This is a genomic window from Actinomadura latina NBRC 106108 (assembly GCF_001552195.1).
Lineage (GTDB): Bacteria > Actinomycetota > Actinomycetes > Streptosporangiales > Streptosporangiaceae > Spirillospora > Spirillospora latina.
The window spans coordinates 17,887-32,037 of sequence record NZ_BCQS01000007.1 but is presented as its reverse complement, the minus strand read 5'-3'; the positions used below and the strand labels follow the sequence as shown (position 1 = coordinate 32,037).

The following is a 14,151-nucleotide window of genomic DNA, read 5'->3' as shown; positions in this document are numbered from 1 at the left end:
GCGGCCTGCCTCCATCAGGCGAAGTAGTGCCCCTTCTCCAGGTCGTCGACGAGGCCGACCTGAGTCGGATGCCACCCGACCAGTTCACGGGTCAGCGCACTCGACGCGGGGGCGTCGATCCCGATGAACGGAGCCAGCCAGCCGAAATGCCCGGCCGCGTCATCCGGGGCGACGGACACCGCCTCCTGGCCGAGATGGCGTCCGATCACCTCGGCGACGGCCCGGATCGGCACCCCCTCATCGGCGCTCGCGTGCAGCGCGGACCCGGCCGGTGCCTTCTCCAGCGCCAGCCGGAACAGGTGCGCGGCGTCGAGCACATGCCCGGCGGGCCAGCGGTTCGCCCCGTCCCCGATGTAGCCGGAGACGCCCTTCTCGCGGGCGACGCCGACCAGGCTCGCGATGAAGCCCTTGTCCCCGTCGCCATGCACCGTCGGGGGGAGCCGCACGATGGACGAGCGGATCCCGCGCGAGGCGAAGGACAGCGTGAGGTGTGCGGTGGCCAGCCGGGCCGCCGGCCCCGCCGGTATGTCGAGCGACGGGTCGGGCACGAGGGCGTCCCGTTCGGTGGCCACACGTCCCGGCAGGAGGCCGACCAGCCCGGAGGCCAGGACGAACGGCCGGCCGGTACCGGCGAGCGCGTCGCCGAACGCCTCGACCGCCCGGCGGTCGGCATCCGCCGCGTCCTGGAACCGGCCCTCCGCGAAGGCGACGTCGTGCTTGAACGCGAGGTGGATCACCCCGTCCGACGCCGCGGCCGCGTCCCGCAGGACGTCGAGATCGTCCAGGCTGCCGCGCCGCACCTCGGCCCCCGCCTCGCCCAGCGCGGAGGCCGAGGCATCGGAACGCGCGAGCCCGATGACCCGGTGCCCCGCGCCGATGAGTTCGGGGACGACGGCGGACCCGATCCAGCCGGACGCCCCGGTGACGAAAACGCGCATGAGAACCTCCACTACCGCAACCGATGTCAGTCACTGTCATCAACATAGCACACCTATGTCAGTGACTGTCATCGACTAGGATCTACCGGCATGGGGCGATGGGAGCCGAACGCGCGCGGCCGGCTCGAACAGGCGGCACTGGACCTCTACGGCGAACGCGGATTCGAGAAGACGACCGTGGCGGAGATCGCCGCCCGCGCGGGCGTCACCGAGCGGACGTACTTCCGCCACTTCGCCGACAAGCGCGAGGTCCTCTTCAGCGGCACGACCGAACTCCGCACCATGCTCACGGACGCCGCAGCCGGCGCACCCGCGTCCGCGCCTCCGCTCGAAGCGACCGCCGCCGCCCTGGAGACCATCGGCGCCGTCTTCGTGGGAAACCGCGAGCGCTCCCGCCGCCGCCAGGCGGTCATCAAGGCGAACCCGGAACTCCGCGAGCGCGAACTGGTCAAGATGGCCGCCTTCGCCGCGTCCCTCGCCGAGACCCTGCGCGGACGCGGCGTCCCGGACCCGGCCGCCACCCTGACCGCCGAGGCCGGAATCGCCGTCTTCAAGGTCGCCTTCGAACGCTGGCTCAACGCCCCCACCGAGCAGGAACTCCCCGACTTCATCCGCGAGTCCCTCGACGAACTGAAATCCCTAACCGCCGCCACCTGACTCATCGATCACCGCGATGGGCCACCCGGTTCGCCGCGCGAGCGGAGACTCCGTGTGCGCCATCGCCGGGACGGGCCCGGCTCGCGGCAGCGCTCGGCTGGACAGGCTCACGGGGATTCGGGGCGACGGTGTGCGGCACCTCGAACCAGACCCGCAGCCGCCCGTCGTCCAACTGCTCGAAGCCCCAGGACTTGGCGAGCATCGCCAGGATGGGCAGGCCGCGCCCGTGCTCGCCGTGCGGGTCGTCGACGTGGTGCGGGAGGCCGGTGCCGCCCTCGTCGGTGACCTCGATCCGGATGTTGGCGGTACCCACGTAGGCGTCCACCTCCACGAGGTCGCCCTTGCCGTGGACGATCGCGTTGGTGAGCGTCTCGGAGAGCAGCAGCAGCCATCCTCAACGAGGCAGTGATCCGACGGCAGGTCGGCGACCGGGAGACGATGCGTGAACAGCTCCAGCACCTCTCCGAGTTGGCGAAGCTCGACCACATCAACATCGTGGTTCTCCCCTTCTCGGCAGGTGCGCACCCCGGCATGGAAGGCGCGTGCAACGTCCTCCGCTTCCCTGAGCCAGCCGATCCCGATGTCGTGTACGTCCAATACCGGTTGGGAAGCATCTACCTGGAAGATCCCTCCGATGTTGAAGAGTACGTAGATCTCTTCGACCACCTGCGCTCGCGAGCGCTGGGCCCAGACCAGTCTCTTGCGCTGATCGCTAGGGTGGCCAACGAAGTCTCGTAGGCCAGGAGAGCTAGCTAGGAGTGCAGGGTCATCATGAAGCACTCAGACATGCGGTGGCGCAAGAGCAGTCACAGTGGGGAACAGGGCAACTGCGTCGAGGTTGGCGCCACTTGGAGCACGAGCAGCCACGGCGCGGGCAACGGTGGTCAGTGCGTAGAGCTGCGGGCCGACGAGGCGGTGGTGCTGGCGCGGGACTCCAAGGACCCGGACGGACCAGTGCTCGGCCTCGGCGTCGACGCCTGGCACGCCTTCCTCACCACGGTGAAGACCGGCCGCCTCGACCTCTCCTCAGCAACTGCGAAACTACGTTGAGTTGCGGCGTGTTGCCCTTAACCGATCGCTCTTAAGGGCAACACGCCGCAAGTGAACGAAGCGCACGAGGAGCCGTCAAGGTTCGGCTGCGCTCTCGGATCACCCGCCACGGAGGCGCCACGAAAACCGCCATCGATGACCGTCCGCGCAACGGCGAAGACACCCGGGCAGCGGACCGCAGACTGTGTCGACACGCATGATCCGCCGCTCAACGTCTGGATATCGTTCGCCAGTTCAGGTCCCGGCGGGGTCTAGGAGCACGCCCGGGTTGAGAATGGCGGCCGGGTCCAAGGTGGATTTGACGGCGCGGAGGGCGGCGGCGAAGGGCTCCGGGCGTTGGCGGTCGTACCAGGGGCGGTGGTCGCGGCCTACGGCGTGGTGGTGGGTGATCGTGGCGCCCTGATCGGACAGGACGCCCGAGACCGCTGCTTTGATCTCGTCCCATTGCGCCACGGTCGAACCCCAGCGGCCGGTTGCGTAGACGCCGAAGTAGGGGGCGGGGCCGTCCGGGTAGACGTGGGTGAAGCGGCACGTCACCACGCCTTGGGCGCCGACCGCGCGCATCGCGTCTTCGGCCGTTGTCACGACCACCTCGCGGAGGGCCGGGAAGGCGCCCCAGGTGCAGGCGGTCTCGAAGGTCTCCACGATCATGCCGTGGGCGGCGAGGGCGTCGCGCTGGTACGGCATCCGCAGGAACGCGGTGCGCCAGGTGTCGGACGCGTTGCGTGCGCCCGAACTCGGCTGCGGGCGGCCGCCGTGGTCGCGGCACAGTTCCAGAGCCCGGTCCAGGGCTGTTTCGACGGGGTGGTCGGCGGATTCGAAGCCTAGGACCAGGACGCCGCCGGGTGAGTCGGTGCCGGCGTTCAGCAGCGCCTCCATGGGGTCGAGCAGGCGGCAGTTGGCCGGGTTCAGGCCGGATTGCGCCAGGGCGCGGGTCGCGGCGACGGCGTCGTCATAGCGGGCGAACAGGACTGAGGCTCCCGCACGCCAGCGTGGACGTTCCTGCAGGCGCATCCACGCCTCGGTGATGACGCCGAGCGTGCCTTCCGAGCCCAGGAACATCCGGTCCGGGGACGGGCCCGCGCCCGAGCCGGGCAGCCGCAGGGACTCGCTCACGCCTATCGGAGTCACCACCCGCAGGGATTCCACGAGATCGTCGATGTGGGTGAGCACGGTGGCGTAGTGGCCGCCCGCCCGGGTGGCCAGCCATCCGCCGAGCGTCGAGAACTCGAACGACTGCGGGAAATGCCGCAGGGTCAGCCCGTGCGGGCGTAGGCGGTCTTCGAGGGCCGGGCCGTAGATACCCGCTTGGATCCGGGCGGCACGGGCGGTGGTGTCCAGTTCGACCACGTCGGCCAGCCGACCCAGGTCGAGGCTGACCACACGATCACCGTCCAGCCGCGGCTCGACGCCTCCGACGACCGAGCTGCCGCCGCCGTAGGGGATGACCGCGATTCCCGCGCCGGTGCACCAGTCGAGGACGTCGATCACGTCGCGTTCGTCGCGCGGCCTGACCACCAGGTCGGGAACCTGCCCCACATCGCCCAGCAGATTGCGGGCCACGTCGCGGAACGCCTTGCCTCGGGCGTGCCCGGCCCGGTCGGCCGGGTCGTCCGAGCAGAGGACGGCAAGTGGCGCGGGCGCCTCCACCCGTGGCGACCCGACGTCCAGGTCACCGATCACCGGAGGCTGGTGGTCGACCAGTTCGGCGTCCGGCAGCAGGGCGGCCACCCGTCTGATGAGCGCCGCCCGCTCCGCGCCCGTGACCGCGTCCTCCAGATCGCCCCAACCCCACCAGGACCGCGTCCCCATCACACCCTCCAGATCCGACGACCTGCCGCAGTGCGGAGCCTAAAGTAGGCGATCATGACGATGGAACAGTGGGCGTTGGGCGGGGACCTGAAGGTCGCCCGGATCGGGTACGGCGCGATGAAGCTGACCGGTTGGCCGCGGGGCGACCGGCCCGAGCGGGAGACGGCCCTGGCCGTCCTGCGCCGGGCCGTGGAACTCGGGGTGAACCACATCGACACCTCGCACTACTACTCGCGGGACGGGGTGGCGGCGAACGAGCTGATCCGGGAGGCGCTGCACCCGTACCCCGACGACCTGGTGATCGTGACCAAGGTCGGGGCGCTGGTCGAAGGCTCCGACCTCACCGTGCCCGCGGCGGAGAAGACCGGCCTCACCCCCGGCGGCCTGCGCCGCGGCGTCGAGGCCAACCTGCGCTCGCTCGGCGTGGACCGGCTGGACGTGGTGAACCTGCGGATGGGCGACCTCGACCGCTCGGAGGCATCGCCCGCCGCCCCGCTGGAAACACTGCTCGCGCTGCGGGACGAGGGGCTGATCCGCCACCTCGGCGTCTCCAACGTCACCGCCGCGGAATTCGCCGAAGCCCGGGCGATCGCGCCGATCGCCTGCGTCCAGAACCTCTACAACGTGTCCAAGCGCGATGACGACGCGCTCGTCGACGCCTGCGCCGAAGCGGGCATCGCCTACGTCCCGTTCTTCCCGGTCGGCGGTTTCCAGCCCATCACGGCCGGACGCCTGGAGGCCGTCGCCGCCCGCCACGGTGCGACCGTGCCGCAGGTGGCCCTGGCCTGGCTGCTGGCCCGCTCGCCGAACGTCCTCCCCATTCCCGGCACCGGTTCGCTGGAGCACCTGGAGGAGAACATCGCGGCCGGGGCGCTGCGGCTGACCCCGGACGACCTCGCGGAGCTGGGCCTCTAGACGAAGCCCATGACCCGGCGGTCAGTGCGGCGGAGCCGGCTGGAGCTGGACGAGGATCATGCCGTTGACGCCGTCTTCCCGGTAGGCGGCGCGGACGCGGTAGCGGGCGGGCGGCAGGTCGACGGCCAGGTGGTTGCCGGGCTCGGGGGTCGCGCCTGGCCAGGCGGAATCGACGAGGACGACCGGACCGTCCACGTCCCAGACGAGGTCCTCGTCGTCGTCCCAACGGACGTCCTGGAGGGCTTTCCGCGCGGCGGCGACGAGTTCGGTCTCGGAGTTCGCCGCCGTCCGGCGCAGGAAGAGCCGTTCGTCCGGCAGGTAGGTCGTGGTGGCGGGCTCGTCGCCGAAGACGAGCCCCTGCCCGGCTCCCACGCCGACCAGCCCGATGTAGCCCTCGACCGCGCACGCGCGCCCGTAGTCGCCCCAGGTCTCCACGGGGCCGTCGTCGTCCGTCACGCCGCACCACTGGGCGAGCTGTGACGCGGGCGCGGCCAGCAGCGGCCCTCCCCCGGACTCGACCCAGGCCAGCTCCATAGGTCCCCGCCTCTCCATCGGTGGCCGCGCCACAGTACAAGGCGCGTCCGACATCCGCGCACGTCTTCACTCTGACCAGGTCATATGTGAGGATTGAAGGTACTTGTGACGGTGCGGCGGGCCGTCAGGAGGAAACATGCGCAAGATGGCCGACTGCAGGGACATGCCGAGCGAGTCGGGGTGCACGCTCGCCATCAGCGGCGAGGAGGACGAGGTCGTCCGCGCCGCCGCCGAGCACGCCGCCTCGGTGCACGGGCACACCGACACCCAGGAGCTGCGGAACGAGATCCGCGATCACCTCAAGGACGAGCCGGCGATGGCCAGGGGTTGAGGCACATGAGCTTCGTGCAGATCATCGAGTACGAGACCGACCACCAGGACGAGCTGAACGGGCTGTTCGACGACTGGGCGACCGCGACCGAGGGCAAGCGCGCGGCGACCCACGAGTTCCACACCCGTGACCGCGAGAATCCGACCCACTTCGTGGACATCGTCGAGTTCCCCACCTACGAGGAGGCCATGCGGAACAGCGACCTGCCCGAGACCCGGCACATCGCCGAGCAGATCCAGTCGCTCTGCAAGACCGGCCCGAGGTTCATGAACCTGGACGTCGTGCGGTCTGACGACCTGTGACACCTCCGCCGCGCCCGTGCGGCCGCGGGCGCGGCGGCTCATCCGGGTGATCCCCGCAGCCGGCTTCGTGTTCGTCGCCGACGCGGCATCGGTCGTCAGTCGAGGCCCTCGACGATGCGGAAGTCGCGCTCGACGCCGTCGGCGAGTACGGCCAGCGCCTCCTGGTAGGCCGCGCTCGCGCGTGCGGCGACCGCCCGTTCGAAGCTGTCGAACTCGATCAGGATGACGCGCTCGGCGATTCCTGCGTCGTGTGCGGCGACCCGCTCGCCGCGGGTGAGCAGCCGCCCGCCCGCGGCCTTGACGGCTGGACCGGCCAGCTTGTCGTAGGCGGCGAGCCTCTCGGGGTCTGCGATGGTGCGGTAGACGCTGACCCAGTAGCCCTTGGGCACGGTACCTCCTGTGTTCGGATCCATGGCCGGCGCGCCGCGGGTCAGCGAGCCGACGGAGTGCGTCGAGGTCGGACGGCTTCGATCAATCGGCTGGGGATGCGGTCGGATTGGTCTCGGGTGAGCGTCGGCGGGCGAGGACGAGGCTGGTCATCGTCGTGATCGCCATCGCGGCGACGCCGACCAGCGCCGCGGTGGTGTAGGCGCCGTCGTTCGGGAAGAGGCGGCCCGTGGCGGTGCCGGCGGCCAGGACCAGACCGCCGATGGCGCTGCCCAGGGAGTACCCGACGCTGCGGACGACGTAGTTGAAGCTCATGGCGCTCGACGTCTCGCTCTTGGGCGTGACGGCCAGGATGACGCCGGGCATGGCGGCCGAGAAGCTGCCGACGCCGAGGCCCAGCACGCCCATGGCCGCGAGCAGTTCGGCCAGGTTGGACCGGGCGGTGGCGAACAGGACGAACCCGCCGCCGACGAGGGCGGCGCTGCCTGCCAGGAGCAGGGGGCCGTCGATCCGTTCGCGGACCCGGGGCGTGAGCCTGCCGGCGACGAACCCCAGCAGGGAGAACGGGATGAGGACCAGCCCCGCCGCGAAGGTGTTCAGCCCGAAGCCGTAGCCGGCGCTGTGCGGCGTCTGCGCGTAGCGGGTGATGAGCGTGAGCAGGAGGTACATGCCGCTCCCGCCGACGAACATGGCGATGTTCGCCCCGGCGACCGCCGGGTGCCGTACCGCCCGGACGTCGACCAGAGGCGTCGTGCTGCGCAGCTCGGAAACGGTCCAGACGCACAGCAGAAGCACGGCGGCGACGGCAAGGGTCACCGCCACGGCGAGGTGTCGGCTCCACAGGCTCCTCTCGCCGGCCAGGAACAGGACGAGGAGCAGTCCACCCGCCAGGAGGAGCGCACCGGCCACGTTCACGGGGGCGGAGCGGCCTTCGGGGGCTGCGGGCATGGAGCGCCAGGCGGTCAGGAATGCGATGCCGGTGACGAGCAGGCCGAGGCCGTAGGCGGCCCGCAGTCCGCCGAACTCGGCGAGCAGCGCGGCCAGCGGGTAGCCGACGCCGGCTCCGATGATGGAGACCACCGAGATCAGGGCGATCGTGGCCGCGCTGCGCGCCTCGGGAAGATGGTCGCGGGCCACGCCCATCATCAGCGCCGTGAGACCGAGTCCGACGCCTTGGGCCGCTCTGCCGGCGAGCAGCCAGGCGAACGGCAGCGGCAGCACGGTGAGCGCGCTGCCGACGACGACGATCGCCAGCGTGGCGAGAATCGCGGCCCGCCGGTGCGGACCGGCTCCGAGCCGGCCGAGGACAGGGGTGGCGACGGCGCCGCTGAGCAGGGCGATGGTCAGCGTCCACTGCGCGCTGTCGAGGGAGACGTGGCACGTGGTCGCCACGCTGGTGATGAGCGGCGTCCCGAGGCTGGCGACCGCCGCCACCACCAGGGCGATGAACACCAGGGCGGGGACCAGCAGACGTGCCTCGGAACGCATCTGGGCAGTACTCATGGGCTTGTCATGAGCCCGGGCCGCGGTCACCGGTCCGACTCCTCTCGGGCGCGGCCTTCGAGCTCCGCCAGATGCAGCAGCGCCGGAAGGGCCGCTGTCAAGGCCTCGACCTCGTCACCGGTGAGCTCGTCGATCAACCGCGCGTACGCGTCGACGCCCGCCTGGCGCCGCGTCCGGACGTACGACGCGCCGGCCTCGGTCAGGCGCACCAGCGTGACCCGCTTGTCGGACGGATCACCCTTCCGCTCGACCAGCCCGGATTCCTCCATCACCCGGACCAGGACGGTCATCGCGGGCTGGGTGACGCCCTCGGCCACCGCCAGATCGGTGATCCGTCGCGGGCCGGTCTTGTCCAGGGTGGCCAAGGTGGCGGCGGACGTCAGGCTCATGTCGCGGGGAAGGCGTCTCACGGCCCTGGTGGCCAGACCGTAGAGGGCTGACCCGATGGCATCGGATGCGCCGTGCGCGGCGCCTTGGCGACTCACACCTGAAGCATAGCAGCTTTATATGAATCCTTTATGTATCTTCCGATCGGGGTGACAACAAGGGGGCGGTGTCGAGGTCGCGGGGCGGTAATGACACACTTACTGAAGTTTGTCTCACGGAGGTGTCTATGCCCGCGACGATCCAGCCCCCCGAGAGCGTCACCTGGCGCGTCCACCTCGACCGGTCCATGTGGATCGGCGGGGTGCGCAGCCTGATGCTCCAGGCGTTGCACCCCATGGCGATGTGGGGCGTCTGGCAGAACTCCAACTTCCGTGAGGACCCGTTCGGGCGGCTCCAGCGGACGTCCGACTTCGTGGGGCTCGGCACATTCGGCAGCCCGGAGGAGGTCGAGAAGGCCGCGTACCGGGTGCGGGAGATCCACCGGAGCCTGCGCATCCTCAACCACGACACCGGCAAGAAGGAGCGGCTCGACCAGCCCGAGCTGCTGCTGTGGGTGCACTGCGCCGAGGTCTACTCCTACCTGGAGGTCGCGCGGCGGGCCGGGCAGCCGATCACCGGCGCCATGGCCGACCGGTACCTGGACGAGCAGCGCAAGTCCGCGACGCTCGTCGGGCTGCACGCCGAGGACGTCCCCGGCAGCGTCGCCGAGATGGAGGCGTTCTTCGCCGAGATGCGGCCCCGGCTGCGGGTCACCGAGGAGGCTGCGGAGACCGTCCGGTTCCTCATGTGGCCGACGCTGCCGGACAACCTGAAGTTCCTCTCGCCCGGAAAGCCGGGCTACTTCCCGTTCGGCGCGCTCTGCTACTACTCGCTGCCGGACTGGGCGCGCGAGATGTACGGGGCGCTGCCCGAGGTGCCGCAGCCGGTGGTGACGGCGGCGCTCAGGTCGTTCCGGCTCGCGATGAACTCGGTGCCGGAGCGGGTGCACGACTACGCGTTCGCGAAGGACACCCGCGACATGCTCGAACGGACCCGGCAGCGGCTCGCCGCCGAGGGCTACGACGTGAGCAGGGGCCTCTACGGGCTCCGCGACCCGCGCCGCTGGCCGGACCGGCGGGCGCTGGCATCGGCCTAGTCGGCCGGGAGGGCCGCCCAGGGCTCCTTGCGCGGGGCGGCCTCCTGGCCTTCCGGGCAGTGCCGGGCGAAGTCGCACCACCCGCACAGGCCGCCCGGACGCGGCGGGAAGATCTCGTCGTCCGCCCTGCCGTGCGCGCGGTACGCCTCGTCGGCCGCGGCCGCTTCGGCGGCGATCTGCTCGGCGCGGCGCATGTGCCGGGCGAGGGACTCGTCGGTGTGCTCCCACACCGCGACCTCCCCGGACGGCAGATGGTGCAGTTCGACGCGGCGGCACGGGCGGCGCAGGACGCGGGCCGCCGCCACCGCGTAGATCGCCAGCGCGAGGGAGCCGCGGGCGTCGTCGGAGGTCAGGATGTGCCGGCCCGTCTTGTAGTCGACGACGACGAGTTCGGCGCCGCGCGCGTCGAGGCGGTCGATGCGGCCCGACACGGCGATCCGGTCGGTGCGGGTCGCGACCGTGCGCTCCACGCCGAGCGGCTCGTCGGACGGGTCGAGGCCGGCGGCGTACCGCTCGGTCATCTCGCGGGCCCGGTCGCGCCACCGCGCGGACTGCGCCTCGTCCCGGAATCCGTCCGTCAGCCAGCCCCGGGCCAGCAGCCGCCCGGCGGCCTCGGGGGTGCGTTCACGCAGCGGCAGCCGCCACCAGCCGGCCAGGGCGTTGTGCACGCTCGCGCCGACGCTGTTGTGCGCCCACGGCGGGCCCTTCGGCGGCATCGGACGATCGAGGTACGTCATCCGGTAGCGGCGCGGGCAGTCAAGCCACGTGTTCAGCCGCGACGGCGTGCACGTGTACAGCCGCTGGGGCATCCCGTCGAAGCCCAGCTGCTCCACCGCTAGTCGTCTTCGTTCGCCAGCGAGCCCCAGGTCTCCCAGCGGGCGTCCTCTTCGCCGACCGTGGTCTCCTCGCCCTGCGCGGGCAGGACCTTCAGCTCCTTCGGCAGCGGCGTCAGCAGCGCGCCGATCGAGTTGAGCTGCTTGCGCAGGTCCTCGTAGACGCCGCCGATCGAGCCGGGCCGGCCGCGGTGCAGCGTGTCGCCGGAGAACAGCGTGCCGAGCTGCTCGCTGATCACGCAGACGCTGCCGGGGGTGTTGCCCGGGGTGTGCACGATCTCCAGCTGCGCGTCACCGATCTCGAAGACGCCGCCGTCCTCCAGCCAGATGTCGGGTTCGAGGGACCGGAGCGCCTTGGCGTCGTCCTCGTCCTCCTCCTCTTTGGCGAGGCGGCCGAAGTAGTCGCGCCACAGCAGCCGGTCGGCGCGGTGCATCGCGATCGGGGCCCAGTCGTCCTCGTCCTCCTCGCCGGCTGCGGCGACCTCCAGCACCACGCTGAGGCGGTGCTCATTGCCGTCGGTCAGGATGACGGCCATGACGTCCCGGTCGCCGACCTCCTTGAGGATGGCCTCGGCGTCGTTCGCCGGGTCGATCACGATGACCTCGTCGTCGTCGCCGACGATGTAGGTGTTGTTCTCGACGTCGTACTCGGTGTCGTCCAGGGTCAGCGTCCCCGGCGTCACAACCTGTTCGATGCGCGCGTCCACGCAAGGCACCCTACCGTGCTTCGCGGCCTCCATCCCGCACACGGAGATCACTGCCGGACGCGGCCTCCGCGAGGCGCTCGAAGGCGTCCGGCGCGGTCGTCCCGGCGCCGAGCCGGTCGCCGGTCAGCGCGCCGTGGTCGTCGCTGGAGCCGGTCGCGGCGAGCCCGAGCGCGGCGGCGAGATCGTGCAGGCGGGCGCGGTCCCCGGGGACGTGGTCGGGGTGGTCGGCCTCGATCCCGGCGAGCCCGGCGGCGGCGAGCCGCTCGATCACCTCGTCGTCGAACACGTAGCCGCGGCGGCGGGCCCGCGGATGCGCCAGCACGCACACTCCCCCGGCCGCGCGGACGAGCCCGATCGCCCGCTCCGGGTCCAGCGCGTACCGCTCGGCGTAGGCGCGGCCGCCCTGCGCGATCCACTGGGGGGTGAACGCCTCGCCCGCCGTCCTGATCACGCCGGCCTCCACCATGGCCCGCGCGATGTGCGGGCGGCCCACCGCCTCGCCGCGCGCGAGCGCCCGGACCATGCCCCAGGTGATGTCCACGCCGAGATCGCGGAGCCGGTCCACCATGGTCCGCGCCCTGACCACGCGGTCGTCGCAGATCCGGGCCAGCTCGGCGGCGAGCGCCGGATGCTCCGGGTCGAACAGGTAGCCGAGCATGTGCAGGCTCCGGCCGTCCTGGGCGCAGGACAGCTCGATGCCGGGGACGAGCGTCAGGCCGTCCGGCAGGGCGCCCGCGGCCTCGTCCCACCCCGCGACCGTGTCGTGGTCGGTCAGCGCGACGACGTCCAGGTTCCGCGCCCGCGCCCGCCTGACGACCTCGGCGGGCGGCCTGGTGCCGTCGGACGCGTCGCTGTGGCAGTGCAGATCGATCCGCATGCCCCCTTCCTACCAGCGGCGCCCGGCTAGTGACGGCCACCACTTACCTCCTCACGGCGCGAGGTGTGTGCTGGTGACCGACGTACATCGCGCACACCGGCGCACCCGGCCGACGGCCCGGCCGGACCCTCCGGCCGGCGTCCGCTCAAGGTGACGGGGAGGCGGTCATGAACCACGAAACCCGCACGGTAGACGCTCTCATCGTCGGCTCCGGGCCCGTGGGCAGCGCGTTCGCCCGCGAACTGGTCGAGGCCGGCCGCAGCGTCCTGATGGTGGAGGCCGGGTCCGCGCTGTCCGCCCGTCCGGGGGCGCACCTGAAGAACGCCTACCTCTACCAGCGCAACCTCGACCTGTTCTCCTCGGTCATCAGGGGCCATCTGAGCCTGCTCTCGGTGCCGTCGAACGACCGGCCCGAGGTGACCCTCGACCCCGCGTCGTTCCGGGTCGACTTCGACCGGCACCGCGGGTTCGTCCGCAACAACCAGAACCCCGACCAGGACCACACCGTCAACCTCGGCGCCGAGGCGGTCACCTACGGGGTGGGCGGCATGGCCACGCACTGGACGTGCGCCACGCCCCGGCACCATCCCGTCGTCGAGCGCAGCGACCTGCTCGCGGAGCAGGAGTGGGACGTCCTCTACGGCGACGCCGAGCGGCTGCTCAACACGCACGACGACGCGTTCGACCACGCCATCCGGCACACCATCGTGCGCGAGAAGCTGCAAGGGGAGTACACCGATCTGCCTGAGCGGTACGGCGTGTGCAACCTGCCGCTGGCCGTGGAACGGCGCACCGACAATCCGGACTTCGTGCACTGGAGCGGCGCCGACAGCGTGCTCGGCCCGCTCGCCGACGGCGCCCGCGACGACCTCTTCGACCTGCGGCCGGACCACCTGTGCCGGCGCCTCGTCCGCAGCGCCGACGGAAGCCGCGTCGAGTACGCCGAGATCCAGAACCTCGGCGACTGGGGGACGCTGCGCGTGGAGGCCGAGCACTTCATCGTCGCGGGCGGCGCCGTCCTCACGCCCCAGCTGCTGCACGCCTCGCACATCCGGCCCGAGGCGCTCGGCCGCTACTTGTGCGAGCAGCCCGTGGCGTTCTGCCAGATCGTGCTCCACCAGGACATCGTGGACGGCGTGCGGGACGACTCCCGCTTCACCGACCGGATCGGCGAGCACCGCAAGCGGAGCCCGGAGGACCCGATCCCCATCCCGGAGAACGATCCCGAGCCCAACGTGTGGATACCGGTGTCCGAGGAGCGGCCCTGGCACTGCCAGGTCCACCGGGACGCCTTCCACTACGGGGAGGTCGCCCCGAACGTCGACACGCGGCTGGTCGTCGACCTGCGCTGGTTCGGCATCGTGGAGCCGCGCGAGGACAACCGCGTGGTGTTCTCCGACTGCCATCGCGACGCCTTCGACATGCCGCAGCCGACCTTCGCCTTCCGCCTGGGCGAGCGGGACCGCCGCAACCAGCACGCGATGATGCGCGACATGCTCCGCGCGGCGAGCGCGCTCGGCGGCTTCCTGCCCGGATCGGAGCCGCGGTTCGTGGAGCCGGGGCTGCCGCTGCACGTGACCGGCACCACCCGGATGGGCGACAACGCCGAGACCAGCGTCGCCGACACCCGCTCGCGGGTGTGGGGCATCGACAACCTCTACCTCGGCGGCAACAACGTCATCCCGCGCGGCACGGCGAGCAACCCCACGCTCACCAGCGTCGCACTGGCGATCAAGGCCGCGCGGCACATGCTCGGGCGCTCGCCCGGGACGACCTAGGGGGC

Annotated in this window: 17 protein-coding genes and 1 pseudogene; 8 read left to right on the top strand and 10 right to left on the bottom strand. The window is 71.4% G+C overall.

What is annotated here, in order from left to right; genetic code table 11:
• Positions 1–14 precede the first annotated feature (14 nt).
• Entirely contained in the window at positions 15–938 is a 924-nt protein-coding gene (locus tag AL2_RS12230) for an SDR family oxidoreductase (RefSeq protein WP_067633205.1), read from the bottom strand.
• A 90-nt stretch (positions 939–1,028) separates the two neighbouring features.
• Between AL2_RS12230 and AL2_RS12225 the strand changes: the two genes are divergently transcribed.
• Positions 1,029–1,595 (top strand): TetR/AcrR family transcriptional regulator, encoded by a 567-nt coding sequence (locus AL2_RS12225; RefSeq protein ID WP_067633203.1) that lies wholly within the window; start codon positions 1,029–1,031, stop codon positions 1,593–1,595.
• A 1-nt stretch (position 1,596) separates the two neighbouring features.
• Here the strand turns inward: AL2_RS12225 and AL2_RS12220 are convergent, their stop codons facing one another.
• Positions 1,597–1,977, bottom strand: coding sequence for an ATP-binding protein (locus tag AL2_RS12220; RefSeq protein ID WP_247612214.1), 381 nt, complete (start codon positions 1,975–1,977; stop codon positions 1,597–1,599).
• A gap of 5 nt (positions 1,978–1,982) precedes the next feature.
• Between AL2_RS12220 and AL2_RS12215 the strand changes: the two are divergent.
• Both AL2_RS12215 and AL2_RS12210 read left to right on the top strand, forming a co-directional pair.
• A pseudogene (locus AL2_RS12215) lies at positions 1,983–2,333 on the top strand (DUF5753 domain-containing protein); the annotation flags it as partial.
• A 33-nt stretch (positions 2,334–2,366) separates the two neighbouring features.
• Positions 2,367–2,645 carry a DUF397 domain-containing protein gene (locus AL2_RS12210; protein ID WP_067633197.1) on the top strand — a complete coding sequence of 93 codons (279 nt, stop codon included), beginning with the start codon at positions 2,367–2,369 and terminating at the stop codon, positions 2,643–2,645.
• A gap of 234 nt (positions 2,646–2,879) precedes the next feature.
• Here AL2_RS12210 and AL2_RS12205 read toward each other — a convergent pair whose 3' ends face one another.
• On the bottom strand, positions 2,880–4,457 hold the full coding sequence (locus AL2_RS12205; protein WP_067633195.1) for an FAD-binding oxidoreductase: 1,578 nt from the start codon (positions 4,455–4,457) through the stop codon (positions 2,880–2,882).
• A 54-nt stretch (positions 4,458–4,511) separates the two neighbouring features.
• Between AL2_RS12205 and AL2_RS12200 the strand changes: the two genes are divergently transcribed.
• On the top strand, positions 4,512–5,372 hold the full coding sequence (locus AL2_RS12200; RefSeq protein ID WP_168444731.1) for an oxidoreductase: 861 nt from the start codon (positions 4,512–4,514) through the stop codon (positions 5,370–5,372).
• 21 nt (positions 5,373–5,393) lie between these two features.
• Here the strand turns inward: AL2_RS12200 and AL2_RS12195 are convergent, their stop codons facing one another.
• A complete protein-coding gene (locus tag AL2_RS12195) occupies positions 5,394–5,906 on the bottom strand; it encodes an Imm21 family immunity protein (protein ID WP_210748428.1) in 513 nt (170 codons plus the stop codon).
• 145 nt (positions 5,907–6,051) lie between these two features.
• Here AL2_RS12195 and AL2_RS12190 point away from each other — a divergent pair, with 145 nt between their 5' ends.
• Together AL2_RS12190 and AL2_RS12185 are read left to right on the top strand one after the other, a co-directional pair.
• Entirely contained in the window at positions 6,052–6,237 is a 186-nt protein-coding gene (locus AL2_RS12190) for a DUF1059 domain-containing protein (protein WP_218003651.1), read from the top strand.
• A 5-nt stretch (positions 6,238–6,242) separates the two neighbouring features.
• Positions 6,243–6,539, top strand: coding sequence for a hypothetical protein (locus tag AL2_RS12185; RefSeq protein ID WP_067633189.1), 297 nt, complete (start codon positions 6,243–6,245; stop codon positions 6,537–6,539).
• A 95-nt stretch (positions 6,540–6,634) separates the two neighbouring features.
• Here the strand turns inward: AL2_RS12185 and AL2_RS12180 are convergent, their stop codons facing one another.
• The 3 genes from AL2_RS12180 to AL2_RS12170 all read right to left on the bottom strand — a co-directional run bounded on the left by AL2_RS12180 (position 6,635) and on the right by AL2_RS12170 (position 8,914).
• Positions 6,635–6,928, bottom strand: a complete 294-nt coding sequence (locus AL2_RS12180) for a DUF1330 domain-containing protein (protein ID WP_067633187.1) — start codon at positions 6,926–6,928, stop codon at positions 6,635–6,637.
• Positions 6,929–7,010: 82 nt separating this feature from the next.
• On the bottom strand, positions 7,011–8,429 hold the full coding sequence (locus AL2_RS12175) for an MFS transporter (protein WP_067633185.1): 1,419 nt from the start codon (positions 8,427–8,429) through the stop codon (positions 7,011–7,013).
• Positions 8,430–8,455: 26 nt separating this feature from the next.
• Entirely contained in the window at positions 8,456–8,914 is a 459-nt protein-coding gene (locus AL2_RS12170; protein WP_245666575.1) for a MarR family winged helix-turn-helix transcriptional regulator, read from the bottom strand.
• A gap of 128 nt (positions 8,915–9,042) precedes the next feature.
• Here AL2_RS12170 and AL2_RS12165 point away from each other — a divergent pair, with 128 nt between their 5' ends.
• Positions 9,043–9,951, top strand: a complete 909-nt coding sequence (locus AL2_RS12165; protein WP_067633181.1) for an oxygenase MpaB family protein — start codon at positions 9,043–9,045, stop codon at positions 9,949–9,951.
• On the opposite strand, the gene AL2_RS12160 is transcribed toward AL2_RS12165, so the two are convergent.
• The 3 genes from AL2_RS12160 to AL2_RS12150 are packed head-to-tail and all read right to left on the bottom strand — an operon-like array spanning position 9,948 to position 12,368.
• Positions 9,948–10,784: a RecB family exonuclease gene (locus AL2_RS12160; protein ID WP_067633179.1), complete on the bottom strand. Its 837-nt coding sequence runs from the start codon at positions 10,782–10,784 to the stop codon at positions 9,948–9,950. The genes AL2_RS12165 and AL2_RS12160 overlap by 4 nt on opposite strands.
• Before the next feature lie 2 nt (positions 10,785–10,786).
• Positions 10,787–11,491: an MBL fold metallo-hydrolase gene (locus AL2_RS12155; protein ID WP_067633177.1), complete on the bottom strand. Its 705-nt coding sequence runs from the start codon at positions 11,489–11,491 to the stop codon at positions 10,787–10,789.
• 10 nt (positions 11,492–11,501) lie between these two features.
• A complete protein-coding gene (locus tag AL2_RS12150) occupies positions 11,502–12,368 on the bottom strand; it encodes a PHP domain-containing protein (RefSeq protein ID WP_067633175.1) in 867 nt (288 codons plus the stop codon).
• 167 nt (positions 12,369–12,535) lie between these two features.
• On the opposite strand from AL2_RS12150, the gene AL2_RS12145 reads away from it, so the two are divergent.
• Positions 12,536–14,146 carry a pyranose oxidase gene (locus AL2_RS12145; RefSeq protein WP_067633173.1) on the top strand — a complete coding sequence of 537 codons (1,611 nt, stop codon included), beginning with the start codon at positions 12,536–12,538 and terminating at the stop codon, positions 14,144–14,146.
• Positions 14,147–14,151: the final 5 nt, after the last annotated feature.

Excerpts from the sequence above, each read along its gene's own strand:
- AL2_RS12230 (WP_067633205.1), bottom strand. The coding sequence starts at position 938 with ATGCGCGTTTTCGTCACCGGGGCGTCCGGCTGGATCGGGTCCGCCGTC.
- AL2_RS12225 (WP_067633203.1), top strand. The coding sequence starts at position 1,029 with ATGGGGCGATGGGAGCCGAACGCGCGCGGCCGGCTCGAACAGGCGGCA.
- AL2_RS12210 (WP_067633197.1), top strand. The coding sequence starts at position 2,367 with ATGAAGCACTCAGACATGCGGTGGCGCAAGAGCAGTCACAGTGGGGAA.
- AL2_RS12205 (WP_067633195.1), bottom strand. The coding sequence starts at position 4,457 with ATGGGGACGCGGTCCTGGTGGGGTTGGGGCGATCTGGAGGACGCGGTC.
- AL2_RS12200 (WP_168444731.1), top strand. The coding sequence starts at position 4,512 with ATGACGATGGAACAGTGGGCGTTGGGCGGGGACCTGAAGGTCGCCCGG.
- AL2_RS12195 (WP_210748428.1), bottom strand. The coding sequence starts at position 5,906 with ATGGAGCTGGCCTGGGTCGAGTCCGGGGGAGGGCCGCTGCTGGCCGCG.
- AL2_RS12190 (WP_218003651.1), top strand. The coding sequence starts at position 6,052 with ATGGCCGACTGCAGGGACATGCCGAGCGAGTCGGGGTGCACGCTCGCC.
- AL2_RS12185 (WP_067633189.1), top strand. The coding sequence starts at position 6,243 with ATGAGCTTCGTGCAGATCATCGAGTACGAGACCGACCACCAGGACGAG.
- AL2_RS12175 (WP_067633185.1), bottom strand. The coding sequence starts at position 8,429 with ATGAGTACTGCCCAGATGCGTTCCGAGGCACGTCTGCTGGTCCCCGCC.
- AL2_RS12165 (WP_067633181.1), top strand. The coding sequence starts at position 9,043 with ATGCCCGCGACGATCCAGCCCCCCGAGAGCGTCACCTGGCGCGTCCAC.
- AL2_RS12150 (WP_067633175.1), bottom strand. The coding sequence starts at position 12,368 with ATGCGGATCGATCTGCACTGCCACAGCGACGCGTCCGACGGCACCAGG.
- AL2_RS12145 (WP_067633173.1), top strand. The coding sequence starts at position 12,536 with ATGAACCACGAAACCCGCACGGTAGACGCTCTCATCGTCGGCTCCGGG.